At 64.7% G+C, this 23,810-nt stretch carries 22 protein-coding genes; 14 read left to right on the plus strand and 8 right to left on the minus strand.

From position 1 onward, the window contains the following. Window positions 1–2,286: a SpoIIE family protein phosphatase gene (locus tag ACL02S_RS03370; RefSeq protein WP_412800762.1), complete on the plus strand. Its 2,286-nt coding sequence runs from the start codon at window positions 1–3 to the stop codon at window positions 2,284–2,286. 76 nt (window positions 2,287–2,362) lie between these two features. On the opposite strand, the gene ACL02S_RS03375 is transcribed toward ACL02S_RS03370, so the two are convergent. Beyond that, window positions 2,363–3,322 (minus strand): acyl-ACP desaturase, encoded by a 960-nt coding sequence (locus tag ACL02S_RS03375; RefSeq protein ID WP_412800763.1) that lies wholly within the window; start codon window positions 3,320–3,322, stop codon window positions 2,363–2,365. Between the two features lie 9 nt (window positions 3,323–3,331). Beyond that, complete coding sequence (locus ACL02S_RS03380; RefSeq protein ID WP_412801091.1) at window positions 3,332–3,763, minus strand: pyridoxamine 5'-phosphate oxidase family protein; 432 nt, start codon at window positions 3,761–3,763, stop codon at window positions 3,332–3,334. Between the two features lie 415 nt (window positions 3,764–4,178). On the opposite strand from ACL02S_RS03380, the gene ACL02S_RS03385 reads away from it, so the two are divergent. Continuing rightward, on the plus strand, window positions 4,179–4,517 hold the full coding sequence (locus ACL02S_RS03385; RefSeq protein WP_412801092.1) for an STAS domain-containing protein: 339 nt from the start codon (window positions 4,179–4,181) through the stop codon (window positions 4,515–4,517). Window positions 4,518–4,565: 48 nt separating this feature from the next. On the opposite strand, the gene ACL02S_RS03390 is transcribed toward ACL02S_RS03385, so the two are convergent. Then, complete coding sequence (locus ACL02S_RS03390; RefSeq protein WP_412800764.1) at window positions 4,566–5,603, minus strand: LLM class F420-dependent oxidoreductase; 1,038 nt, start codon at window positions 5,601–5,603, stop codon at window positions 4,566–4,568. A 150-nt stretch (window positions 5,604–5,753) separates the two neighbouring features. Here ACL02S_RS03390 and ACL02S_RS03395 point away from each other — a divergent pair, with 150 nt between their 5' ends. The 3 genes from ACL02S_RS03395 (at window position 5,754) to pcp (ending at window position 8,246) form a co-directional block, all read left to right on the plus strand. After that, entirely contained in the window at window positions 5,754–6,413 is a 660-nt protein-coding gene (locus ACL02S_RS03395) for a cyclodeaminase/cyclohydrolase family protein (RefSeq protein ID WP_412800765.1), read from the plus strand. A gap of 116 nt (window positions 6,414–6,529) precedes the next feature. After that, window positions 6,530–7,324, plus strand: coding sequence for a L,D-transpeptidase (locus ACL02S_RS03400; RefSeq protein WP_412800766.1), 795 nt, complete (start codon window positions 6,530–6,532; stop codon window positions 7,322–7,324). A 253-nt stretch (window positions 7,325–7,577) separates the two neighbouring features. Further along, the gene (gene pcp, locus ACL02S_RS03405; protein WP_412800767.1) at window positions 7,578–8,246 is read left to right on the plus strand and encodes a pyroglutamyl-peptidase I; all 669 of its coding nucleotides are present in this window, start codon (window positions 7,578–7,580) and stop codon (window positions 8,244–8,246) included. Between the two features lie 107 nt (window positions 8,247–8,353). Here the strand turns inward: pcp and ACL02S_RS03410 are convergent, their stop codons facing one another. Next, window positions 8,354–9,208, minus strand: coding sequence for a bifunctional 5,10-methylenetetrahydrofolate dehydrogenase/5,10-methenyltetrahydrofolate cyclohydrolase (locus ACL02S_RS03410; protein WP_412800768.1), 855 nt, complete (start codon window positions 9,206–9,208; stop codon window positions 8,354–8,356). A 209-nt stretch (window positions 9,209–9,417) separates the two neighbouring features. Here ACL02S_RS03410 and ACL02S_RS03415 point away from each other — a divergent pair, with 209 nt between their 5' ends. Both ACL02S_RS03415 and ACL02S_RS03420 read left to right on the plus strand, forming a co-directional pair. Continuing rightward, a complete protein-coding gene (locus tag ACL02S_RS03415) occupies window positions 9,418–10,290 on the plus strand; it encodes a YdcF family protein (protein WP_412800769.1) in 873 nt (290 codons plus the stop codon). Window positions 10,291–10,382: 92 nt separating this feature from the next. Beyond that, window positions 10,383–11,183, plus strand: a complete 801-nt coding sequence (locus ACL02S_RS03420; protein ID WP_412800770.1) for a putative protein N(5)-glutamine methyltransferase — start codon at window positions 10,383–10,385, stop codon at window positions 11,181–11,183. Between the two features lie 54 nt (window positions 11,184–11,237). On the opposite strand, the gene ACL02S_RS03425 is transcribed toward ACL02S_RS03420, so the two are convergent. The 3 genes from ACL02S_RS03425 to ACL02S_RS03435 all read right to left on the minus strand — a co-directional run bounded on the left by ACL02S_RS03425 (window position 11,238) and on the right by ACL02S_RS03435 (window position 14,538). Next, a complete protein-coding gene (locus ACL02S_RS03425; RefSeq protein ID WP_412800771.1) occupies window positions 11,238–12,008 on the minus strand; it encodes an alpha/beta hydrolase in 771 nt (256 codons plus the stop codon). Between the two features lie 80 nt (window positions 12,009–12,088). Continuing rightward, window positions 12,089–12,919 carry an SDR family NAD(P)-dependent oxidoreductase gene (locus ACL02S_RS03430; protein WP_412800772.1) on the minus strand — a complete coding sequence of 277 codons (831 nt, stop codon included), beginning with the start codon at window positions 12,917–12,919 and terminating at the stop codon, window positions 12,089–12,091. A 47-nt stretch (window positions 12,920–12,966) separates the two neighbouring features. Next, the gene (locus ACL02S_RS03435; RefSeq protein WP_412800773.1) at window positions 12,967–14,538 is read right to left on the minus strand and encodes a succinic semialdehyde dehydrogenase; all 1,572 of its coding nucleotides are present in this window, start codon (window positions 14,536–14,538) and stop codon (window positions 12,967–12,969) included. Between the two features lie 167 nt (window positions 14,539–14,705). Between ACL02S_RS03435 and ACL02S_RS03440 the strand changes: the two genes are divergently transcribed. Further along, window positions 14,706–15,404, plus strand: a complete 699-nt coding sequence (locus tag ACL02S_RS03440; RefSeq protein ID WP_412800774.1) for a TetR/AcrR family transcriptional regulator — start codon at window positions 14,706–14,708, stop codon at window positions 15,402–15,404. A gap of 75 nt (window positions 15,405–15,479) precedes the next feature. Here ACL02S_RS03440 and ACL02S_RS03445 read toward each other — a convergent pair whose 3' ends face one another. Further along, complete coding sequence (locus ACL02S_RS03445) at window positions 15,480–16,994, minus strand: flavin-containing monooxygenase (RefSeq protein ID WP_412800775.1); 1,515 nt, start codon at window positions 16,992–16,994, stop codon at window positions 15,480–15,482. A 419-nt stretch (window positions 16,995–17,413) separates the two neighbouring features. On the opposite strand from ACL02S_RS03445, the gene ACL02S_RS03450 reads away from it, so the two are divergent. The 6 genes from ACL02S_RS03450 (at window position 17,414) to ACL02S_RS03475 (ending at window position 23,790) form a co-directional block, all read left to right on the plus strand. Beyond that, window positions 17,414–18,109: a lytic polysaccharide monooxygenase auxiliary activity family 9 protein gene (locus tag ACL02S_RS03450; RefSeq protein WP_412800776.1), complete on the plus strand. Its 696-nt coding sequence runs from the start codon at window positions 17,414–17,416 to the stop codon at window positions 18,107–18,109. A 708-nt stretch (window positions 18,110–18,817) separates the two neighbouring features. Beyond that, the gene (locus ACL02S_RS03455; protein WP_412800777.1) at window positions 18,818–19,867 is read left to right on the plus strand and encodes a 3-oxoacyl-ACP synthase III family protein; all 1,050 of its coding nucleotides are present in this window, start codon (window positions 18,818–18,820) and stop codon (window positions 19,865–19,867) included. 8 nt (window positions 19,868–19,875) lie between these two features. Further along, on the plus strand, window positions 19,876–20,790 hold the full coding sequence (locus ACL02S_RS03460) for a hypothetical protein (RefSeq protein ID WP_412800778.1): 915 nt from the start codon (window positions 19,876–19,878) through the stop codon (window positions 20,788–20,790). Continuing rightward, on the plus strand, window positions 20,787–22,466 hold the full coding sequence (locus ACL02S_RS03465) for a fatty acid CoA ligase family protein (RefSeq protein WP_412800779.1): 1,680 nt from the start codon (window positions 20,787–20,789) through the stop codon (window positions 22,464–22,466). Before ACL02S_RS03460 ends, ACL02S_RS03465 begins: the two co-directional genes overlap by 4 nt. Next, window positions 22,466–22,747 (plus strand): hypothetical protein, encoded by a 282-nt coding sequence (locus ACL02S_RS03470; protein ID WP_412800780.1) that lies wholly within the window; start codon window positions 22,466–22,468, stop codon window positions 22,745–22,747. The genes ACL02S_RS03465 and ACL02S_RS03470 overlap by 1 nt, the downstream gene beginning before the upstream one ends. Further along, the gene (locus tag ACL02S_RS03475) at window positions 22,744–23,790 is read left to right on the plus strand and encodes an NAD-dependent epimerase/dehydratase family protein (RefSeq protein ID WP_412800781.1); all 1,047 of its coding nucleotides are present in this window, start codon (window positions 22,744–22,746) and stop codon (window positions 23,788–23,790) included. The genes ACL02S_RS03470 and ACL02S_RS03475 overlap by 4 nt, the downstream gene beginning before the upstream one ends. The last annotated feature ends 20 nt before the right edge of the window (window positions 23,791–23,810 follow it).

The following is a 23,810-nucleotide window of genomic DNA, read 5'->3' on the forward strand; positions in this document are numbered from 1 at the left end:
ATGAGCGCGCTGCTGGCCGATTTCCTGGCCGACTACGCGGACGCGCTGCGGCGGCACCTGGATTCGCCCGCTCAGGGTGGGCTCGCGGAAGGTTACGAACTGGGCAGACGCGCGCTGGTAGAGGGCATCAGCCTGCTCGATCTCACCGAGAACCACTTCCGGGTGGTTCAGGACGCACAGCAGCAACGGCACGGCGTGGCCACCGCGACGGGCGAATCCGATAACCGCCTGCCAGAAACCGCACTGGAATTCCTGTTACAGACCTTGGTTCCGCTGGACATCGCCACCCGAGGCTATCTCGACGGCACCCGCCGCTACGAACAACAACGTTCGCGCGCCGATGATCTCGCCGGAAGGGATGCGTTTCGCACCGCCCTCGTCGAATCCCTGCAAGACGGCTTCTTCGTGGCCGATGCCCGAGGCACCATCATCGAGGTCAACACCGCTTTCGGTGCGCTGACCGGCTATGGAGCCGACGGCATCCCCTATCCGCTTCCGCATCCGTGGTCGAGCCCGGAGGGACCGTACTACCCCGATCTCGGCACCGAGGCACAGCGGTTCGTCATCCCGATCCGGCATCGCGACGGGCGCGACGTATGGCTCGCGGTGAGTACCAGCGCACTGATCGCACCGGAGGGAAACGAACGGATCTTCGTCGGCACCATCCGTGATGTCACTGCCGAACATGATGCGCAGGCCCGCGATCAGGCAGCCTCCCGGCTCGCCACCGCCGTCGGCGCGGCGACCAGTGTGGTCGAGGTTCTGGCGGTCGGTCTCGATGAGCTGCGGCGTACGGTAGGCGCGGAAACCGCCGTGGTGGGAGTATGGCCCAGCCGCAATGCCGCACCCGAAGTACATATCTCCGGCACCGGGGCAGGCGAAGGAGTATCCGGAGGCCCGGTCCTGGACGACGGGGCACGCGCGCTGCTCGAGCGTGGCAGACGCAGGCCGCCACGCAGTCTGCTCGCTATCCCGGAAGGGGCCGAGAGTTCGACGGGGATCGTCGCGCCTCTCGGTGAGACCGGCGATGCCGCGATGTGGTTGCACTTCGCCGCGCCCCGCGCGATCAGTGCCGCGGATTGGACGTTGTTCTCCCTACTGATCGGACATCTCAGCCTCGCGGTCCAGCGGGCGCGTAACTTCGACCAAGCGCGTGCCACCTCACTGACCCTGCAACGCGCCATGCTCGGCCCGATCGAGCTGCCGCCGCGCTTCTCGGTGCACTATGAGCCCGCGCTGCCACCGCTGGAGATCGGTGGCGACTGGTACGACGTGGCTCCGCTGCGCGATGGCACTATCGGCGTGGTCGTCGGTGATTGCGTCGGTCGTGGCCTGTCCGCCGCGGTGGTGATGGGCCAATTGCGGACCGCTGCCCGCGCATTACTGCTGCGCGGCGCCGGGCCCGCACAGTTGCTCGCCGAACTGGATACCGTCGCCGCGCGTATCCCCGGCGCGATGTGCACCACGGTATGCGCCGCCATCCTCGATCCGGTGCGCGGGCTGGTCCGCTACAGCAGTGCGGGACATATGCCGCCGATTCTCGCCGATGTCGGCACGACCGGCCGACTACTCGAAGGTGGCCGGTCGGTCCCGCTGGCGACCTTCGAGCAGCCACGCCGTCCCGAGGCAACCACGGCACTGTCGGCAGGCTCGACGCTGGTGCTGTTCACCGACGGCTTGGTCGAACAGCGCGGCGTCGATATCGACGAGGGATTCACCAAGATCGCCGCGGTACTCGCCGACACCTCGGAACGATTACCACGTGAAGTAGCCGACGCGGTGCTCTCCCGGTTACAGCCCGCGGCCGGATACGACGACGATGTGGCCATGGTGGTCTACCGTCAGCCACCCGCACCACTGCGGATGGACGAAGCCGCACGAGCCGACGCGCTCACGCTGCTGCGCCGTACCTTGCGGAGCTGGCTGACCGCGGCGGCGGTCCCCCATGATCTGGCGGCCGATCTGGTCGCCGCGGCCAACGAAGCGTGCAGCAACAGCATCGAACACGCCTACCGCGACAACGACACGGACCGGGTCCAGTTGTCGGCCACCTGCGATGGCGACACCGTAGTGATCGCGGTGACCGACACCGGGACCTGGAAGCCACGTTCCGCCGACCCCGGTTACCGTGGTCGCGGCATCGACATGATGCGCGCGTTGACCGAGGAACTGGACATCGACCATTCCGGGCCAGGCACCACCGTACGGATGTCGGTAACGCTCCCCGCGATCACCTTCCCGGTAGCCAACCCATTGCGAGGCACGAACCCGCGATCCTCCAGGTGATCGACCGCGCCTCTGGCGAGGCGTCGAGCTATCGACAGGCAACCGCGTCAGGGGTCAACCGGTACGCAGGGCCTCCTCAGGCTCTGGCCCGCTCGCGGGCCAGAGCACGGTCGCGCTGCTCTTCGAACCTCGGGATCTTCACCCGCTCCAGGTTTTCGAGAAAGGCGGCCAGACCTTCCCTGATCCGTTCACCGCGCGCACCGAAGTCGTTCCGGTCGAAGATGTTCCACTGGCGCAGCACCGGCAGGACGACTTCCTCGAGATGCTGACGTAAGTCGTAGACACCGTGCTTGGCCATGAGCACACCGTTGCGGCGGAAATCCGGCATCCCCGTGCCCGGCATCCGGAAGTTCTGCACGACCGTATCGATGGCCTCGACAGCCTGATCGGGCGCCAGGTCGAGGGCTGCGCCGCAGATGGTCCGGTAGAAGATCATATGCAGGTTCTCATCGGCTGCGATGCGCTGCAGCATCTGGTCGGCAACCGGATCGGCGCACACTCTGCCGGTATTGCGATGGGTGACTCTGGTGGCCAACTCTTGGAAACTGACATAAGCGACCGAATGCAGGAACCCCGCCCCGCTGTCCGACTCGGACGCTGCGAAACCGGAAGAGAAGCCATTGGTCATATGGACCATGCGGGCTCGCTCCAGCGCCACCGGGTCGACGCCACGGCTCACGACCAGATAGTCGCGGATCACGGTACTGTGTTTCATCTCCTCCGCCGTCCAGCGGCCGACCCAGGTCCCCCAGGCGCCCTCGCGAGAGAAATTCTCCGAGATCTCCCGGTGATAGGAGGGAAGGTTGTCTTCGGTGAGCAGATTGGTGATCATCGCCGCCTTCGCGACCTCGGACAGCTGAGATTGTTCCTGATCCCAGTCGACCCCACCCAGCATGGCGAAGTTGCGCCCACGCTCCCATGGGATGTAGTCGTGCGGATGCCAGTCCTTGGCCAGGGCGAGATGCCGGTTCACACAGCCCTCGGCAGCGGGCTCGAGTTCTGTCAGAAGTTCGCGCTGGGTCAGATCACGCACCAACGGTATTGCCTACCTTCCATTCTCGACGAGTCGGATACCAGTGACGAGGTCGGGTTCGATCGCGATCACCGCGTCGGGCTCCCGGCAGGCCCACGGTCGTAGCAATTGCTCGTAATGGGCGATACGCCGGGGATCGGTGACCGTATGCGCGAGACCGACCACGACAACCGACCACCCCAGATGCTGGACCGGATCGATCTCATCGGCCTCATAGGCGAGCACCATGGGCGAATTTCCACGTACGGCGGTAGTGAGCCCGGAGGAGAGCCGGGTGCGCACGATGATGGCGCCATGGTCATCGACCAGGTGCGTGACCGGACGAACAGCGGGTAAGGCGTTGCTGGTGAAGACCACTCGCCCGATCGGCACACTGGCCAGCAGCCGCATGGACTCCACACGATCGAGCGCGACGGTATCGCGGCAGGCGGGGCTGTCGATCATCGGCCCGGTCACGAGACGACCCGCACGTGGCCGCGAGCACCCTGCCGAGCGTTTGCTGATCCGGTGGCCCACACCGGCACTGTTCGCCGGACCCGCACCGACCATGATTCGGAATACCGCACCTCGCACCGACCCGCTTCCGTACTGATGATCACCAAGAGGACCCCGGCGAATATCCCCGCAGCGCTATGCCGCTGAGTAGGGCCGAAAGTCCCCGCACACGATGACCAGCGAAACGCCCGACGCCCGATCCGGACAGTGGCATGGCTCCTTGGTGGATCTACGCCGCCACATAGCAGGTATCCGAGGTAGTGTGTATGGCTATGAACACTCCGAAGTTGCGGATTCGCCACTATTTGTGTGTTGTGGTGAGGTGACCAACTCTTCCGGAGACGCATACCCGCTCGCGGACACGATGACCACCACGATCGTGGCGCACGACGAGGCGACGGTGTTGACGGTGGCAGGCGAGATCGATCTGGCGACGGCCCCTGCGCTGGAGAACGCGATCGACTCCGTTCTCAGCGGCAAACCCAAGGCCCTGATCATCGACCTCACCGCGGTCAGCTTCCTCGCTTCGGCCGGTATGGCGGCACTCGTCGCCGCCCATCAGCGAGCGGGCGCCACGACGGCGATCGCCATCGTGGCCGAAGGCCCTGCGACCAGCCGCCAGTTGAAGATGACCAGCCTGGATCAGGTGTTCGCGCTGTATTCCGCCTTGGACGCCGCACTAGCGGCGTTCCAGCGGCACTGACTTGTTCGCTGTCGCTGCCGCATCATGCGGCAGCGACAGCGGCATTTCTCACACCAGTTCGCGCAGCTGCTCGATCAGCTTGACCCGCTCCGCGGCAGTGCCTGCCATCGGGACGACATTCAAGGCTGTCGCACCGGCCTCCTTGAAGGCCGCGACCCGTTCCTTGACATAGCCGGCCGGGCCGATCAGTGAGATGTCACGGGCCAGTGCGTCCGGAACCACCTTGGCCGCGGCCTCTTTCTCGCCCGCGAGGTACAGCTCCTGGATACGGTCGGCCTCGGCGCCGTAGCCGTACTTGGTAGCCAAGGTGTGATAGAAGTTCTTGCCCTTGGCACCCATACCACCGATGTAGAGCGCCAGATGCGGCTTCACGAACTCCAGCAACGGCTCGACGTTCTCCCCGATGGCCAGGGCAGGCCCCGCGTACACATCCAGTTCACCGAGAGCGGGATCGCGTTTGGCGAAGCCCGCGGCGAGCGAATCACCCCAGATCTGCTGTGCCTGCTCCGGCAGGAAGAAAATCGGCTGCCACCCCTCCGCGATCTCGGCCGCCAGCTGCACGTTCTTCGGGCCGAGCGCGGCAAGCAGCACCGGAACCCGTTCGCGGACCGGATGATTGATCAGCTTCAGCGGTTTGCCCAGCCCGGTGCCCTGCCCCGCGGGCAATGGGATCTGGTAGTGCTTGCCCTGGTACTCCAGGCGCTCGCGGCGCCACACCTTCCGGCAGATCTCCACGAGTTCCCTGGTGCGCCCGATCGGCGCGTCGTAGGGCACGCCGTGGAAGCCCTCGATCACCTGCGGACCCGATGCGCCGAGGCCGAGCACATACCGGCCTTCGGAGACGAAATCCAGACCCGCCGCGGTCATCGCGGTCAGGCTGGGAGTGCGCGTGTAGAGCTGCAGGATGCCCGAGGCGAGTTGCAGGCGTGTGGTCTTGGCTGCCAGATAGCCGAGCGCGCTCACCGCATCGAACGAGTAGGCCTCGGGCACGAACACGATGTCCAGACCCGCCCGTTCGAGGTCGGCGACTTCGGCCGCAGCCTCCTTGAAACCGCCCGAGTAATTAATGCTCAATCCGATCCGCATAGCAATCAACATAACGTCGGCTATCCGATAGCTGCGCACCGGCACGCGGGAATGCCCGACAGGGCGTGGCCGCAATCGGACCGGCCGGTGCACCAGGTAGCGTCTACCCGTAAGTCCCGCGCCAGCCGCAGAACGAAAGGCAACATTCTCGTGTCGCAGTCCAGCACGTCGTCCACGGAAACTGCGCCTTCCTTCGGCGAGGCCCCCCTCGCGCAGTACTTGAACGAACTGGCCGCCAAGATTCCCGCCCCCGGTGGCGGTGCGGTGGCCGCCCTGCACGCCGCGCAGGCTGCCGCCCTGGTCGCCATGGTGGCGCGCTACACCACCCGCGCCAAGGATGCCGACAACCGCCCGGTGGTCGACCGCATCATCGTCGCCGCCGACGCCGCCAGGGAACGCGCTCTGTTGCTCGCCGATGCCGATGCCGCCGCGTTCACCGCTGTCGGTGCCGCCTACGCGATGCCCAAAGCGACCGAGGAGGATCTCACCGCCCGCACCGCCGCGATCACCTCCGCGTTACTCGAGGCCGCCAGGGTGCCCGCCGCGGTCGTCGACGAAGCCGACGAAGTGCTCTCGCTGGCCTCCGAACTGTTCCCGATCGGAAACCCGAACGTGGTCACCGATATCGGTGCCGCCGCCGACGCCTGCCGCGCGGCCGCGGCCAGCTCACAGCTGAATATCGAGATCAACGTGACGTCGCTGCCCGCGGCCGAGGGCGATGGTTTCGCCGCCGTCCTGGTGCGTATCGATGAACTCGTCGCTCGCGCGGACGCACTGCACGCCGATGTCGTGCACGCGGTACGTAGGTAACCCCGTAACCGGGACTGCGGACCGGATCCATCCGTTCTGGTGACATCCGTGGCCGAATTGATCGGGTGAGAGTTAGAATTCCCCCTTGTCTACCACCATCTCGAAAGGGTGGAGCCATGGGGAACGCAATCCGGTACCTGTCGCGCACCACGGTGATCCTGGTATCCGTAATCCTGGTGTCCGTAATCATGACACTGGCCGGTTCCGGCCAGGGGGTGGCGATATCGGCCGGAGCGCCATCGGCGCCTGCGGTAGCGGCGATCGAGCCCTCGAACGGACAGGTCGTCGGGATCGCCCATCCGGTGACCATTCGTTTCGCCGCACCGGTCACAGATCGCACGCGCGCGGAGCAATCCATCGATATCGGAACAGCCATCGATATCGGAACAGCACAGTCACTCACGGGCGCTCTCACCTGGAACACCGATCGTGAAGTGGTGTGGACACCGACCGGGCTGCTGCCCGCCGATGCGGGCATCAGCGTTCGAGTCGGTGCGGCACATACGGAATTCCGCACCAATGCAGGTGTTTTCGGGGAAGCGGATATGTCCGCGCACACATTCACCATCAGTATCGGTGGCACAGTGGTGCGTACCATGCCCGCGTCGATGGGCAAGCCCGGCTGGGAAACGCCAACGGGCACTTGGCCGGTACTGGAGAAGTTCCGTTCGATGGTGTTCGATTCCCGCACCATCGGTATTCCGCTGAACTCCCCCGAGGGCTATCTCTTCGAGGGCGAGTTCGCCGAACGTCTCACCTGGAGTGGTGTTTTCATCCACTCGGCACCGTGGTCGGTAGCGCAACAGGGTTTCGCGAATGTCAGTCATGGGTGCATCAACCTCGCTCCGGAGGACGCCGAATGGGTCTACCACACACTCGGCGTCGGCGACCCCGTGGTCACACACTGGTGAACCGTGCTCCGCGCTCCGGCGCGGCAAGCGGGCCTTCCGCCGGAGCGTGACGGGATGGGCGAACATCGAACACTCCGAGTTCGCCCTACCGTCTGCCCGCTTCGTCGCCGCCATACCCAGAACCCGGCCGTACACCTCAGCGTGAAGAGCCGTGAAGAACTACCGTTGGTGTAGTGCGGACCTGTCAGGGCCGACGGTATGGCCGAGACGCCCGTACCACCACTCGGCCGAGCTGAGAAGGGAGTCGAGGCAGATGGCCACAGTACTGGTATCCGGTTTCGAGCTCTACGGCACAACGCCGGTGAACCCTGCCCAGGGAGTCGCCGAAGCGCTCGACGGTACAGAGATCGACGGCGCCGCGATCACCGGGGTGGTCGCACCGAGCAGATGGTTCGACTGCGTCGACGTCGTCACCGAGGCTATCGACCGGACTGCCCCCGACCTCGTCGTCATGCTGGGCGAGTACGGCGGCCGAGCGATGATCACCGTCGAGCGCATCGCCCAGAACCTCAACGACTCCGCCCGCTATCAGGTGGCCGACAACAGTGGACGGGTGCTGGAGGACGATCTCACCGATCCCGACGGCCCGGTGGCGTACTGGTCTACCCTCCCCCTTCGCGCAATGGTCCTGGCGATGCGCGAAGCAGGTATCCCCGCCGATATCTCCGACGCGCCGGGGACGTTGATGTGCAACCACCTCATGTACGGCGTACTGCACTACGTCGCCACTCACGATCTAGAGACCAGGACCGGGTGGATCCATCTGCCGCATCTACCGGAGGTGGCCGCCATGGAGGGCAATCTGGGCGCACCGAGCATGTCGCTGGCCACCTCGGTCGCCGGAGTTCGCGTCGCCATCTCCGCAGCGCTTCGGCACACCGTCGATATCAAAGCCCATGTCCGCTCGCGGCTACAGATCTGAGTACGGCCGATTCCGAGTAGGGCCGATCCGAACGAGGACGAGGTGGCACGCATCGACAGCCGCGTCCGCAGCGGCGATGGGCGCCACTGCCACTCGGCACGCCCGGCTCAGTTGCTCCGGGAATTCTCGGCCGCGGTGACGACCTGACGCATCAGAAGAGCCGTCGTGACCGGGCCGACGCCTCCGGGAACCGGGCTGAGCCCGGCAGCCTTACCGCGCACCGAATCCGCGTCGACGTCACCGACGATCGTGCCGTCGGCGGCCTCGTTGGTGCCGACATCGATGACCATCGCACCCTTACGGACGTGTTCACCGGAAATCAAGCCGATCCGGCCTGCCGCGGCGACAACGATATCGGCCGAGCCGGTGCTTGCCGCCAGGTCGGCGGTACGGGAATGACAGATCGTCACGGTGGCGTCTTTGGCCAGCAGTAACTGAGCAAGCGGTTTCCCGACGATATTCGATCGACCGACGACCGCGACATGCCTTCCGGCGAGCGGAATTCCGTGGTACTCGAGCAATTCGACCACAGCAGCGGCGGTAGCGGGGACGAAACCGTCAAGCCCGGCCGCGAGCAAGCCGAGCGACAGCGGGCTCACCCCGTCGACGTCCTTGGCCGCGGCGATCGCGGAACTCACCTCATCGAGGGCGATACCGGCCGGGAGGGGGGTCTGCAGCATGATCGCATCCGTATCGGGATCCGCACCACGCTCGGTGAGCTCGGCGCGAATCGCCGCACTGCTCGCGTCGGGACCGAGATCGACCGTGTCACAAGCGATGCCGAGCCGCTCGGCCGACTTGCGTAACGAGTTCACGTACCAGGCACTGGCGGGGTCGTCGTTCGCGACCACCAAGACGAGACGCGGCGCGGCTCCGCCCTCGGTGAGCGCGATGGCACGGGCCTTGGTGTCGGTGTTGATGGCGGCGGCGAGTTCTTTGCCGGACAGCGAAACGGTATCCACGTTGACACAGCCTATCCCGGCGCACGCCGGCGAACCGTGTACCCGTCCCGTCGGCGGTTCCCGAGGGACGACACGGCGGAAACCGCCTGACGACATCCGAGCGAAAATCAGCCTAAACAGACAAAACGCACGTATCGTGATATCCACTCACCTCCAGCGAACCTCCAGCAAGGACAAGCCTGCGTCGCAGCGGAAAGGTGCCGACCGTAGTGAAGACCTCGCGATATGTGCGACATCTCGTCCTGACGGTGCTCACCGCATGTTCACTCACCGGTCTGGCCGGTGTTCCCGCACAGGCGATGCCGGACACCAACGCCCTCTACAACTCCGCTCAGCACAACTTCCGCAATGGCAACGACGCCGCGGGCCGGGCCGATTTACGTACCCTGATCGGCGCCGACCCTCGCGATGCCGAAGCGCTCGCCCTACAAGCCATCTGGTCCGACTACGCGGGTGATCTGCCCGCACTGTTCGACGCGATGATGCGGCTGCGCGTCGTGGATCCGGAGCTGGCGCGGGGCACCGACAACGCCATCGGCGCCATCCGCGCCGCGTTGGGCACGCTGCCGAATCCGCTACCCGCACTGGCCGGGCCGCAGACCGGCATCGTCGTCCTCGGCTACGGCCTGCTCCCGGACGGGTCGCTGCGCCCCGAGCTGCACAACCGGCTCACCGCCGCGTGGCTGCAGTCGATCGCCGCACCGTTCTCCCCGATCGTCGTCACCGGCGGCAATCCGCGTAACGGCATCACCGAAGCCGAAGCTATGCGGCGCTGGCTGCTCGCCCACGGTGTGCCCGCCGCGCGCATTCATGTGGAAAACCGGGCGGGCTCGACGGTGCAGAACGCCCTGTTCAGTACGCGAATGCTCCGGGCGGCCGGGGCGACGAGCGCGATCGTGGTCACCTCGCCCAACCACATTCGCCGGGCCGTCGCCGACTTCCTCGTCGCTGGTACCAAGGTCGTCGGCGCGACAACCTCGCTGGAACAGCTGGTCTCGCAGCTACCACCGCCGGGCCGGTCATCGCAACGCGGTATCTATCTCGACGTCACCCGCACCTTTCAGCTACGCACATCGCGTTGAACCACGGCCGGGCTCGCCTACGCACAGCACAGATCCGTGCCGCCGGAACAATTCGGTCGCGCGATCATGCCCGCGCACGACAGGATGGCTCGGTGACGACAACCGACCCCACCGCTGTGATCGCCCAGCTGCGCGCGGCGGGCTGCGTGTTCGCCGAGGACGAGGCGCGGCTACTCACAGCCGCCGCCGCACGGACCGGCACCGCCGTCGAGGTGCTGGTCGCCCAGCGAGTGACCGGTACTCCGCTGGAACATCTACTCGGCTGGGCGGAGTTCCATCAGCTCCGGGTCACCGTGACACCCGGCGTTTTCGTACCGCGCCAACGCACCACCTTCCTTGTCGACCGAGCGATCGAGCTGATCCGGGCCGGGACCGGTCACCGGATAGTCGACTTGTGTTGTGGTTCCGGCGCGGTGGGTATGGCGGTGACCACGATCGCCACCGCCGAGGGACACGCGGTGACGCTGACAGCCGCCGATATCGATCCGGTGGCGGTCGCCTGCGCCCGTCGCAACCTCGGTCCACTCGGCGCCACGGTCTACACCGGCGATCTCTTCGAGCCCTTGCCCGAAGAACTGTCCGGCCACATCGACATCCTGCTCTGCAACGCACCCTATGTCCCCTCCGCGATGATCGAGCGGATGCCACCGGAAGCACGCGATCACGAACCACGTGCGGCGCTGGACGGCGGCGACGACGGCCTCGACATCATCCGGCGGGTCACCGCCGACGCTATTGCCTGGCTCGCCCCCGGCGGGCACCTGCTCGTCGAAACCAGCAGGCGGCAAAGCCCCCTGGTCCTCGCCCGGATGATCGACCACGGTCTCATAAGCCGCGTCGCGGAGTCCGATGACCGTGACGCGACCGTCGTGATCGGCACCCGCCCACAGTGATCGACAGTGGTCCCGTGCCCGAACGGATCACTCACGAACTGGCGCCGCGGACGCCTACCCGATCGATTCGAGCAACCAGTGAGCGCATAAGTCGGCGATCTGCCGCCAGCCCGGCTCCAGCATCAGATAATGCCCGAATCCCGGTACTTCCAAGAATGTCGTCTGCGCACCATGGCGTTGTGCGATCAAGCGCGCGGTCGACGGTGGAACCGCCAGATCTTCGGTCCCCGACACCATCAGGACGGGACACTCGATACTCTGGTAATCGATTCTGGTCGTCTGGTTGTCGTCGAACATCCAGAAGAACAGTTCGAACATGACGCGTCCCGATTCCGGTCCCAGCTGGTCGAATACTCGCCGCTGTTCGGCCGGCACCAGCTTGTTGAGGCCGAATTCGGACATAGTGTCGAAGTCCGGCAGCAGTGTGCCTTCCCAGAACGGTCCGGCGGACATCAGGCGCTTGGCCAATGCGCGCTCACCATCGGTGGTCGGCAGTACGCCCCAATTGACACTGCCGTTGAGCAGCACGATAGCGCGGGCCAGTCCACGAGCGGCCAGGATCTGCGCGATCACACCACCGAGTGAATGCCCGACGATGACCGGCGCCGTGTCCAGCACAGATATCGCCGTGGCGATGTCCTCGACATAGTCGTCGATACCCGTTCCGACGAGTAGCTCCGCGGTTTCCCCGGATATCGTCTCGTCGTGATGCCGGTAGGCCGGAGCGAGAGTCCGTAGGCCACGCTCGGCGAAGTACCCGGTGAAATCGGCCATCGTCCACGGCCCGGCATTGGTGCCGTGGACGAAGACGATCGGTGTGTCCACGACTCAACCTTGCCACGGGATATCTCGGTAATCCAGACTCCGCGGCAGCGGCGAGCCGCGTCGCCCCGCGCTGATGCTCGCTACTGCTTACGACCGGTGAACTCCTCCATCGAACGGTAGATACCTGCCGCCGTGAGGATGCGGTCGCGCAGTTTGATCGGTACCAGGTTGGTCAGTGCACGGTTCAGCCGGGAGGACAAGGGCATCACGACCAGAGGAGTACCCTTCTTCAGCGCGCGCCATGAGGCGTCGACCACGTCCTGCTTCTCCAGAATCGGGGTGAACAGGAATCCCTTGGCGCCGTCGAACATCCCGGTATTGATGTAGGTCGGGCAGACGGTTGTGACCTTGACGTGGTCGTGGCCCGCCTGTTGCAGTTCGATACGCACCGAATCCGACCAGCCGAGCGCCGCCCATTTGGATGCGGCGTAGACGCTCATGCGTGGATTGGACACCAGAGCCGCCGATGAGGCGATGGTGAGCACCCGCGCCTCGGTGGAGCCCGCGACCATGGCGGGCAGGAACTCGAGCGTGACGTACATCGGGGCAAGCGAGTTGATCGCCATGGTCTTGTCGATGTCGGCGCGGTTCGCTGTTTCCCAGAAGTAGCTGTTACCACGCACGATGCCCGCGTTATTGACCAGGATGTCGATACCGCCGAGCTGCTCACGGACGATCGCCGCGGCTTCGCCGACCGCTTCGGCCGACGCCACATCGACCACATGGTGATGCACCGCGCTACCGAACCCGGCCAATTCCGCGGCGGTCTCCTTCAGCGCGGTCTCGTTGATGTCCCACAGCTCCACCGCCGCGGCTCCTTCGCGCACAGCACGCTGAGCGAATGCCTTGCCGAGGCCCATCGCGGCCCCCGTGATCAGGACCCTCTTGCCCGCCACCGTATCCAGTTCCATCTGTCTTCACTTCCGATCCGTGCCTTGTGTATCGGCAATCGTGCGAGTTATTTCTGCCGTAACGTGTTCATGAGCCCCAGCAAGAGCGTCATGGTCTTCGCCCATGTCTCTTCGGACATACCGGGTAACGGCACGATCGGCCGCACCCGCTGCACCGCGATGGTCTGGGTGTCGATGTACTTCAGCAGGCCTTCTGGCCCGTGCCTGCGCCCGGTACCGGAGATTCCGAGCCCCCCGACCGGCGCATCGGCACTTCCCCATGCGGCGAGGAATCCTTCGTTGATGTTCACCGAGCCCGCGTTGATCCTGGCGGCCACCGCGCGGCCATTCCGCGTGTCCTTGGTCCACACGCTGGCATTCAGCCCGTATGCGGTGTCGTTGGCCTGTTCGATCGCATCCTCATCGCTGTGCGCGCGATAGATCGAGACCACGGGACCGAAGGTCTCCTCTCGATACAGCGTCATACCTGGACGGACCCCGGTCAGCACGGTCGGCTCGTAGAAGTACGGCCCGAGGTCCGGCCGCGCGCGACCGCCTGCCAACACGGTGGCGCCTTTGGCCACCGCGTCATCGACATGCGCGACGACCGTATCGAGCTGCCGCCGAGAGGTCAGCGACCCCATATCGTTGTCGAAGTTCAACCCGCCACCGAGCTTGATGTTCTCGACATGTTCGATGAATTCGGTGACGAAACGGTCGTACACGCTGTCATGGACGTAGATCCGTTCCATCGACTCGCACAGCTGCCCGGCCGAGGCGAAGCAGGCACGAATGGCGATCTCGGCCGCCCGCGATACGTCCGCGTCCGCGAGCACCAACAGCGGATTCTTGCCACCGAGTTCGAGTGAACACCCGATCAGCCGCTCCCCCGCCTGCTGGGCGATGATCCGGCCGGTCGCGCTGGAACCGGTGTAGTCGACATAATCAGCGCGGGCGATCACCTCGCCGCCGATCACCGAACCACGGCCGAGCACCGCCTGCCACAGCCCCCGCGGCAATCCGGCACGTACCGCGGCGTCGATAGCCCACAGCGCGGTGAAGGCAGTCTGATTGTCCGGGCGCGCGACCACCGCGTTACCCGCGACGAGCGCGGGAAGCGCGTCCGAGACAGCCAAGGCCAGCGGGTAATTCCACGGCGAGATGACCGCGACCACACCCTTGGGCCGATGCCGCACGTCGACTCGGGTCAGCCCGGGAAGCGCGCCCCTCGGCCTGCGTGTGGTCAGTAACCGACCGGCCACCGCGGCATAGTGCCTGGCGTTCGTAGCCACATCGGCGACTTCGTCGAAGGCATGCACCCGTGATTTGCCGGTCTCGGTCTGCACGATGTCGAGGATGATGTTCTGCTCGGCCAGCACGATGTCGTGGAACCTGCGCAGCACCGCCGCCCGTTCCCGCACCGGCCGCCGCGCCCATTCACGCTGCGCGTGCCGCGCTGTCTCGAACGCGGTCTCGATGTCCTGGGTGGACGACTGCGGCAAATCTGCGATCTTCGCGCCGGTCACGGGGGCGAACACCTCGACAGCGGGAGCACCGCCCGCGACAGCATTGGCGAGCAGGGGCTGCACCAGTGACGAGGGCAACGCGTCGGAGGTGGCCGGTTGGGTGGCAATCGTCATGATCAGCCCTCTCGAGAACATGGGCGCGATGCCCGCAGGCATACCCAATTAAATGAACAACAATGTTAGATTAATAGTCATGTCCCTGGATATGTCAAGGTTTTGTAATGCGTCAAGCTATTGGTCATGCCCTCGGGTAGGCAGGATTCGCGCGGTGCGGCGATACCATGACAGCTGAGAGCACGACAGCCGAGATCACGACCACGCGACGCGGACGGCCGCGACAGACTCCAGAGCAGGCCGAGGAGGTCCGGGCCCGCATAATCCGGGCCACCGCGGAAGTGTTCGCCCGCACCGGTTCGCACAACCTGAGCGTCACCCAGATCATCAAGCAGGCAGGTCTGGCCCGGCCGACGTTCTATCGCTACTTCGGCAATGCGATCGAACCGCTGCATGCGGTGCTCGACAGCTCCAATGACAGATTGGTCAGCGGTATCCGCACTGCGCTGGCAGACAGCTCCGAGCCGGTGGATCTGGGCATCCGCCTGATCGACGCCTACCTGGGCTGGGCATACGGGCACGGCCCTATGCTGCGGCCACTGTTCGCCGAGATGCACGATTCCGGCTCACCGGTATCGGCATACCGCGAGCGCGCACTCGACGACATCCGCGGCCTGGTGCTCGAAATCTTCACCGACCTCGACCGCACCTTGCCGAGACCGATCGACCTGGACGCCGCGCTGCACTTGTGCGAATACGTGGTCTATCGGATCTCCGCGGACAAGGGCACCGGCATCGAATCGGACACCGAAACCGTTGCCGCCGCCCGCCTGACGATGATCCGAGTACTGATCACCCTCCTCGGCAGCAAGGACGATATGGAATACGCCTTGACCATGCCATCGATCTTCCCCACCGAACCGTAGCGCGAATCAGCACGCTATCGGTTCGGGCTGCCCGCAGGCGGCACCAGCCCGAACCGAATGGATCGCCATGGTGCATCAACCGTTGGGGGTCGAGACCTGTTCTCCCACGCCGATTTCCGCACCCCGCCGTGCCCGCTGGAAAAGCATGGCCCGGTCGGCGATCCGGCCGAATCGCAAGGTGACCAGATCGCGCAGATAATTAGCGCTCAGCCGCCATGGCGCGCGATCACCCTGGACCGGAAAAAGTTTCGCAGCACGTCGTACATAGCCCGGGGTGAAGCCGGGAAAGAGCGATTCGGAACGAACCGAGGGATCCCGGACCGGCATACACCGCGCGTACCCATGCTTGTCCATATATTTCAGCAGACGGACCACATACTCCGACACCAGATCTGCCTTCAATGTCCACGAGGCATTCGGATAACCGAGGACATAAGCGAAGTTCGGCACACCGGACAGCATCATGCCCTTATAAGACATGTTCGCCGCCATCTCCACCGGCGCGCCATCCACAACGAATTCGACATCACCGAACGCGAGAAGATTCAAACCCGTTGCGGTGACCACGATATCGGCCTCCAGGGTGACACCGGAGGTAAGCCGCAGGCCGGACTCGGTGAATGTCTCGATCCGGTCGGTGACCATGTCGAGGTTGCCGTGGCGGATCGCCCGGAAGAAGTCCCCTCCCGGCGCGATACACAAACGCTGGTCCCACGGATCGTATCGGGGCGTGAAATGGGTATCGATGTCGTATCCCTCGGGCAGCCAGCGTTGCTGCCAGCCACGAATACGCTTACGCATGCCCTCCGGATTACGCCTGCTGAACTGGTAGAGCGCAGTGGAGTACACGATGTTCTCGGCACGAGCGAACGCATGGGCAGCGGGGGCAGGCAAGATGCGCCGCGCCGCGAGCGCCAGCCGGTCGTGGGCGGACATCGAGACGATATAGCTCGGACTGCGCTGCAGCATGGTCACGTGCGCACCCCGCTCGGCGAGCGCAGGAGCAAGCGTTACCGCGGTGGCGCCGCTACCGATGAGCACCACCCGCTTGCCCGCGCAGTCGAGGTCCTGCGGCCAGAACTGGGGATGCACGATCGGCCCCGCGAACCTCTCGGTACCCGCGAACTCGGGACGGTACCCCGCGTCGTAGCGGTAGTAACCGGAGCAGGAGAGCAGGAATCCCGCAGTGAATACGACGGTCTCGCCGGTATCGGTCCGCTCGGCGCGCACGATCCAGTGGTTGTCCGCACCGGACCACTCGGCACGGACAACGCGGTGCCGGAAACGGATATGCCGGTCCACTCCGTATTCCGCGGCAGTCTCGCGCAGGTACTCGAGAATGGAGCCGCCCCGAGCGATCGCATCCTCCGCCGCCCACGGTTTGAATCGATAACCCATGGTGTACATATCGGAATCGGAACGAATTCCGGGGTAACGGAACAGATCCCACGTTCCGCCCAGCGCTGCCCTGCTCTCCAGGAGTAGATAGGTCCGCCGCGGGAAGGTTCGGCTCACGTGGCAGGCCGCGCCGATACCGGAGAGCCCGGCACCGACGATGAGCACATCGATGTGCTCGACAGCGGTTGTCATAAACCTCTTCCTTCGATCGTCGGCAACGTCCGGGCACACCGTCGTTATGACACGCCCGCGATACGCACAGCCTATCGGCCCCGAGGGATACCTCGGGCCACCGAGCCACCGCGGCGCCGGAGAAACCCCGGGCACCGCCCACCACAGTCAGCCCATGGACCACGGGTTGCTCCACTTACCCCCCAGTCCCGAAGTCGATCTCGGAAACCTCGACCCGAATCCGATTACACCGGAACGAAGGCCGAGCGAGGAATCAAGACCGGTGACAGTTCACCCCACCGAGCGATTGACTGGCTACTTGCCGGGCCTTATAGTCTCAATCACGGTTTGAAAACAAAAAGATCAAGATCAGATCACGAGACAATCACGGGGCAGTGTCTATAAATCGCTGTCCATTGTTCCCCTCTCGAGGAGTGTAAGTGGCTAAAAGAATGTTGTCCCTCGTCGGCGTGGCCGCGGGAATCGCACCGATCGTCGTCGCGGTGTTACCGGCGGCGACGGCCGGCGCGCACGGCTATATCTCCTCGCCGCTGAGCCGCCAAGCCCAATGTGCGCAAGGCCTGGTGAGCTGCGGTGACATCAAATACGAGCCACAGAGCGTCGAGGGCCCCAAGGGGCTGATGAACTGCAGCGGGGACAAGTACACAGAACTGGATGACGACAGTAAAGGCTGGCAGGTCCAGGATGTCGGAACCACAGTGGACTTCACTTGGACGAACACCGCGCAACACAGGACTGCCAACTGGGAGTACTACATCGACAACACCTTGATCGAGGAAGTCGACGGCAATAACGAAATGCCGGGCGATACTGTCACCCATACGATCGACCTCGGTCAGTACAGCGGCTATCAGAAACTTATAGCCATCTGGAATATCGGCGACACCGCCAATGCCTTCTATTCCTGCGTCGACCTGAATGTGGACGGGTCCGGAAGTGACACAACAGACACCGACACGACAGACACCGACACCACGGACAGCAACACGACAGACACCTCCACCGGGTCCGCGACCGACTCGCAGAGTGAGTCCCAGGATCAGCAGCGGCCGGACCGTCGTCGGCCGAACGGACCGGGGCACCAGCAAGGCCGGCATCTCCGAGGGGCACATTAGGGATCCAGCAGATGAGCGCAGTGCGCAGGTCGGTCGACACCGCATCGGTGAAGCCTGACGACGCACACCACGCCAACCACGCCCCCGACCTCGATATCACCATGCCCGCGGGCTGACGACACGAGGAATGTGAAAGGCGCACTCTCACAACGATGATCACGGTTACCTAGACCAGTTCGTCGAGCGAGGGAGTGCGCCTTTCGCATGCGGGCCACTACGGAGTGGTCGCGAAAGCCGCGAACCAGCGCCGAGACGATGATGTCGAGCCGATGGCCGTGCGGCCACCCCTTATCAGCCGGGCAGAAGAAAATCGAGACTGGAGCGAGACTCGCAGTGAAATCACTCACACACGATCAGGGATACACCCGACACGCCGCCGCGCCATCTCGCCGATGCGGATAATAGCCAGTTATTTGCTATCTCGAAACCGGGCGATTCTCACACCCCGGTGACTCCACACTCTTTCGAACGCCCAGCACAGTGAAAAAACTGTGTACCAGACCCGAGTGTACCGCCATATCCGCCATAGCCAGTCGGTGACCAGTTGGTGATACCTCTCGGAACAGGTACTCCCGCAGTGATATCCATCTCAGGCCGCACGCGCATCATGCGCATAGGCGTTCCTAGTTACCGTCGGGTAGTGTCCGGTCCACCGCAGATCAGAGATGATCCCGGAACCGCATATCTCCACGATTCCCAGGAGCGCGCGTGTCGCATTCTCGTTTCGAATCCATCGGCGCCTACATGCCTTCGAGCATAGTCACCACCCAGGAGTTGCTGTCCCGACTGAAGGAACCCCCTTCGTTCGATCTGGAGAAAATTACCGGCGTCAAGGAACGGCGGGTACGCGATACCAGGCCGGAGAACTACGAGGATTCCTTCACGCTGGCCGTCAGGGCAGCCGAGGACTGCCTGTCAAGGTCACAGTACGAAGCCGCGGATCTCGACGTGATCATCTCCACCTCGATCACGCGGAGCAAAGACGCCACCCGTATGTATATGGAGCCTTCGTTCGCCGGTTCGATAAGCCGTCTTATCGGTGCGAAGAAAGCCATTACGTTCGATATTTCGAATGCCTGCGCCGGAATGCTGACCGGTACGTACATCTTGGATCGGATGATTCGTTCCGGTGCCGTTCGGAACGGGCTCGTGGTCAGCGGTGAGGCGATTACTCCGATCGCCGACACCGCCGTCAACGAGATTTCCCAGAAATACGATCCGCAGTTCGCTTCGCTCTCGGTCGGCGATTCGGCGTGCGCCATCGTGCTGGACGAGGCCGTCGACGAAAACGACATGATCCACTACGTGGAGCTGATGACGGCCGCAGAGCACTCGCACCTGTGCCTGGGGATGCCGAGTGACAAGACGCAGGGCATCGCGCTCTACACCGACAACCGCAAGATGCACAACGAAGACCGCTTCCTGCTCGGCACCAACAGCCAGCGCAGCTTCCTCGAAGAGCGGGGCAGAACCTTCGCCGACGAGAACTTCGACTACGTGATCCACCATCAGTTCGGCGCCGCCGCCATTCCGTGGATGAACGCCATCGCCGAACGTGAGTTCGGCAGCCCGATGCCACCGGATCTGCGGGTCATCGAGAAGTACGGAAACACTTCCACCACTTCACATTTCGTCGTCCTGCACGATCAGCTCAGCGAGCAGAACATCCCCTCGGGTTCGAAGTTGCTCATGATCCCGGCGGCCTCAGGCATCGTCACCGGGTTCTTGTCCACCACCATCTCGTCGCTGAAGGTCTGAGGTCTGTTATGAGCGTACGCATCAAGTCCACCGCCATCAGCCGCGGCGGTGATACCCACAGCATCGTGGAACACAGTGGCCGGGCGGCCGCACAAAGCCTCGAACGCGCGGGCATCCGTGCCGATCAGGTCGGTCTGCTCATCAACGCGGGCATCTTCCGCGATTCGAACACCGTCGAACCCGCCGTATCGGCCCTGATCCAGAAGGCGGCAGGCATCGGCCTCGAATATGCCAAGGACGATCCGCGGACCTTCTCGTTCGACCTGATGAACGGCGCGGTCAGTGTGCTCAACGCAGTACAGGTGGCTACCGCTGTTCTGGAAACCGGCAGTGCCGAGCATGTTCTGATCGTCTCCGGCGACACCCACCCCTCTCTGGCCCGCTCCGCCGCGGACGAGGAGTTCCCCTACGCCACCTGCGGCACCGCGCTGCTGCTGGAACGTACTGATGAGCCCGTCGGTTTCGGCCGGGTGCACACCGCGGCGGGCGAGGGCTCACCCGCGGTCGAGGCCTATGTCGATGTCTCGACAATGGGCACCGTCGGTCGCGGTCTGATGACGGTGGATCGGGAGCCAGGCTTCGACGACCGGCTGCTGGAGGTGGCGCTGGAGGCCGCGCGGAACGCGCTCGCCGAGGCCGACGGTATCGCGCTGAGCGATACCGCGCTGATCGCGTCGACACCGACCCCGGAGTTCCCGGCCAAGCTCGCCGCCGCCCTCGGTATCGACCAGCAGTCGGTCCGCACACCGGACCTGAGCGAGGGCGATCCGCATACGGCCGCGCTCACCGCGGCCTACGACCTGGCCGTCGCGGACGACACGATGACAGGGTTCAGCCAGGTACTGTTCGTCGCCGCGGGCTCGGGGCCATCGGCCGCCGCGGTGCTGTACCGGTTGCCTGCCTTCGCCGGGGCCTCTGCGTGACCACGGGAACCTATTGGCAAGCCATCGACCGCTTTCGCGCGGTCGTCCGGACCGACCCCGACCGGGTAGCGATCCGCTACGCGGACGGGGCAGGCCCCGACGGCCTGCCCGCCTACCGCCGTCTGACCTACCGCGAGCTGGATCTGTGGTCGGATACGATCGCCGAGCGGCTCGCCGCCTCCGGGGTCGGTACCGGTACGCGCACCATCGTGCTCGTACTGCCGAGCCCGGAACTGTATGCGATCATGTTCGGGCTGCTCAAGATCGGGGCGGTACCCGTCGTGATCGATCCGGGCATGGGTGTGCGAAAGATGTTGCGCTGTCTGCGCGCCGTGGATGCCGAGGCATTCATCGGCATTCCGCAGGCGCATGCGCTGCGCGTGCTGTTCCGGCGTAGTTTCCGCACGGTCCGCACCGCGGTCACGGTCGGCAAGCGGTGGTTCTGGCGCGGCGAATCGCTGGCGGCATGGGGCAGGACCCCCACAGGGACTGTGCCCACCGGGAGCAGTCCGGCCGCCGAAGACGATCTGCTGCTGATCGCGTTCACCACCGGAAGCACCGGACCGGCCAAGGCCGTGCAGATGACCCACGGCAATCTGGCCGCGATGGTCGAGCAAGTGCATGTGGCGCGCGGAGAGATCGCACCGGAAGCCTCCCTGATCACCCTTCCGCTGGTTGGGGTGCTGGATCTGCTGCTGGGTTCACAATGTGTGCTGCCGCCGCTGATCCCGAGCAAGGTAGGCGCGACCGATCCAGCGCATGTGGCGAGCGCGATCGAGAAGTTCGGCGTGCGGACCATGTTCGCCTCTCCGGCAGTACTGATCCCGCTGCTCGAGTACCTGCGCACCCATCCGGTCGAACTGAAGTCGCTCGACAGCATCTATTCCGGCGGCGCGCCGGTACCGGATTGGTGTATCGCCGGGCTGCGCGAGGTGCTGAACGAGGATGTGCAGGTCGTCGCGGGGTACGGCTCCACAGAGGCGCTGCCGATGTCGACCATCGAATCCCGCGAACTGCTGGACGGGCTGGTCGAGCGGGCGCATCAGGGTGCGGGGACCTGCATCGGCAGACCCTCACATCGGGTGCAGGCCCGCATTGTGGCCATCACCGACGACCCCATTCCGACCTGGGCACACGCCGAGGAACTCGCGGAAGGGCTGGAGAGCTCACGTGGTATCGGCGAACTCGTCGTCGCCGGACCGAATGTCAGCACCAGATATTACTGGCCGGAACGGGCGAATGCCCAGGGCAAGATCGTCGACGGTGATCGGATCTGGCATCGCACCGGCGATCTCGCGTGGATCGACGAACAGGGACGGATCTGGTTCTGCGGACGCAAGAGCCAGCGGGTGGTCACTGCCGACGGCCCGGTGTTCACCGTCCAGGTCGAGCAGATCTTCAATACCGTCGCAGGCGTCGCCCGTACGGCACTGGTCGGAGTCGGTACCCGAGGTGCGCAACGGCCGGTGCTCTGTGTCGAGATCAGACCGGATGCCGACGCGGACACCGTGCTGGCCGCACTACGGGCACTCGGGGCACAGTCCGACCACACCACGATGATCAAGGACTTCCTCGTCCATCCGTCCTTCCCCGTCGATATCCGGCACAACGCCAAGATCGGACGCGAACAACTCGCGGTGTGGGCGGCGAAGCAGCTCGGAGTACGAACACAATGATGAGAACCACGGTACTTCGGGCGATTCCGATCCTCGGGTGGCTCTATCTGGCCTGCGGCGCGGTCGCCGTGGCGACCGACAGGGTTCCGGACAACCGGGTGCTGCGCACGGCATGGTGGCTCGACGCCTTCCTCAGCACCGTCGTCCACGCGGCCCAGATCCCGGCCGCGCTGCGGGCTGCCGAGAACTCCGGCCGCAGCAGGCTGGAAACGGCGGTCTTGACTCAGGTCTTCGGTATGACCTGGTGGCGAACCCAGCCCGATGCGAAGGAGAGGCGATGAGCAAGGTTCTGGTGACCGGTGCGTCCGGATTCCTCGGTGGGGCGCTGGTACGCAGACTGGTACACGACGGCGAGCACGACGTGTCGATCCTGGTACGCCGTACCAGCAAGCTGACCGACCTCGGCGACGCCGTGGACAAGGTGCAATTGGTCTACGGCGATCTCACCGATCCGGCCTCGCTGGAACAAGCGACCCGTGGCGTCGACATCGTCTTCCACAGTGCGGCACGAGTCGACGAGCGCGGCACCAGGCAGCAGTTCTGGGACGAGAACGTCCGAGCCACCGAGCTGCTGCTCGACTCGGCCCGGCGTGGTGGAGCCACCCGGTTCGTGTTCATCTCCAGCCCGAGCGCGCTGATGGACTATCACGGCGGCGATCAGCTCGACATCGATGAATCGGTGCCGTACCCGCGGCGCTACCTGAACCTGTACTCGGAGACCAAAGCCGCGGCCGAACGCGCGGTACTGGCCGCCGATGCTCCTGGCTTCCGCACCTGCGCGCTGCGCCCGCGGGCGATCTGGGGTGCGGGCGACCGCTCCGGCCCCATCGTGCGGCTGCTCGGCCGGACCGGTACCGGAACATTGCCGGACCTGTCTTTCGGCCGCACCGTATACGCTTCGCTCTGCCATGTCGATAACATCGTCGACGCCTGTGTGAAAGCGGCGGCCTCGGACGCGGTAGGCGGCAAGGCCTATTTCATCGCCGATGCCGAACAGACCGATGTCTGGGGGTTTCTCGGCGAAGTGGCCACCCGGCTGGGCTACCGACCACCGACCAAGAAGCCGAATCCCAAGGTCATTGCCGCGGCCGTTGGCGTCATCGAGGCGATCTGGCGTATCCAGGCCGTTTCGACCCGCTGGTCACCTCCGCTGTCACGCTATGCCGTGGCACTGATGACCCGCAGCGCCACGTACAACATCACAGCTGCCGCACGAGATTTCGGCTATCGACCGATCATGGACCGCGACCGCGGACTGTCCGCCTTCCTGACGTGGTTGCAGGCCGAGGGCGGGGCGATCGAACTCACCCGGCAGCTACGCTGAACGTCCCTCGGTATCGGAGA

Origin of the sequence: Nocardia spongicola (assembly GCF_047200775.1) — a bacterium.
GTDB lineage: Bacteria > Actinomycetota > Actinomycetes > Mycobacteriales > Mycobacteriaceae > Nocardia.

Excerpts from the sequence above, each read along its gene's own strand:
- ACL02S_RS03370 (WP_412800762.1), top strand. The coding sequence starts at position 1 with ATGAGCGCGCTGCTGGCCGATTTCCTGGCCGACTACGCGGACGCGCTG.
- ACL02S_RS03380 (WP_412801091.1), bottom strand. The coding sequence starts at position 3,763 with ATGATCGACAGCCCCGCCTGCCGCGATACCGTCGCGCTCGATCGTGTG.
- ACL02S_RS03385 (WP_412801092.1), top strand. The coding sequence starts at position 4,179 with ATGACCACCACGATCGTGGCGCACGACGAGGCGACGGTGTTGACGGTG.
- ACL02S_RS03390 (WP_412800764.1), bottom strand. The coding sequence starts at position 5,603 with ATGCGGATCGGATTGAGCATTAATTACTCGGGCGGTTTCAAGGAGGCT.
- ACL02S_RS03400 (WP_412800766.1), top strand. The coding sequence starts at position 6,530 with ATGGGGAACGCAATCCGGTACCTGTCGCGCACCACGGTGATCCTGGTA.
- pcp (WP_412800767.1), top strand. The coding sequence starts at position 7,578 with ATGGCCACAGTACTGGTATCCGGTTTCGAGCTCTACGGCACAACGCCG.
- ACL02S_RS03430 (WP_412800772.1), bottom strand. The coding sequence starts at position 12,919 with ATGGAACTGGATACGGTGGCGGGCAAGAGGGTCCTGATCACGGGGGCC.
- ACL02S_RS03435 (WP_412800773.1), bottom strand. The coding sequence starts at position 14,538 with ATGACGATTGCCACCCAACCGGCCACCTCCGACGCGTTGCCCTCGTCA.
- ACL02S_RS03440 (WP_412800774.1), top strand. The coding sequence starts at position 14,706 with ATGACAGCTGAGAGCACGACAGCCGAGATCACGACCACGCGACGCGGA.
- ACL02S_RS03445 (WP_412800775.1), bottom strand. The coding sequence starts at position 16,994 with ATGACAACCGCTGTCGAGCACATCGATGTGCTCATCGTCGGTGCCGGG.
- ACL02S_RS03460 (WP_412800778.1), top strand. The coding sequence starts at position 19,876 with ATGAGCGTACGCATCAAGTCCACCGCCATCAGCCGCGGCGGTGATACC.
- ACL02S_RS03470 (WP_412800780.1), top strand. The coding sequence starts at position 22,466 with ATGAGAACCACGGTACTTCGGGCGATTCCGATCCTCGGGTGGCTCTAT.
- ACL02S_RS03475 (WP_412800781.1), top strand. The coding sequence starts at position 22,744 with ATGAGCAAGGTTCTGGTGACCGGTGCGTCCGGATTCCTCGGTGGGGCG.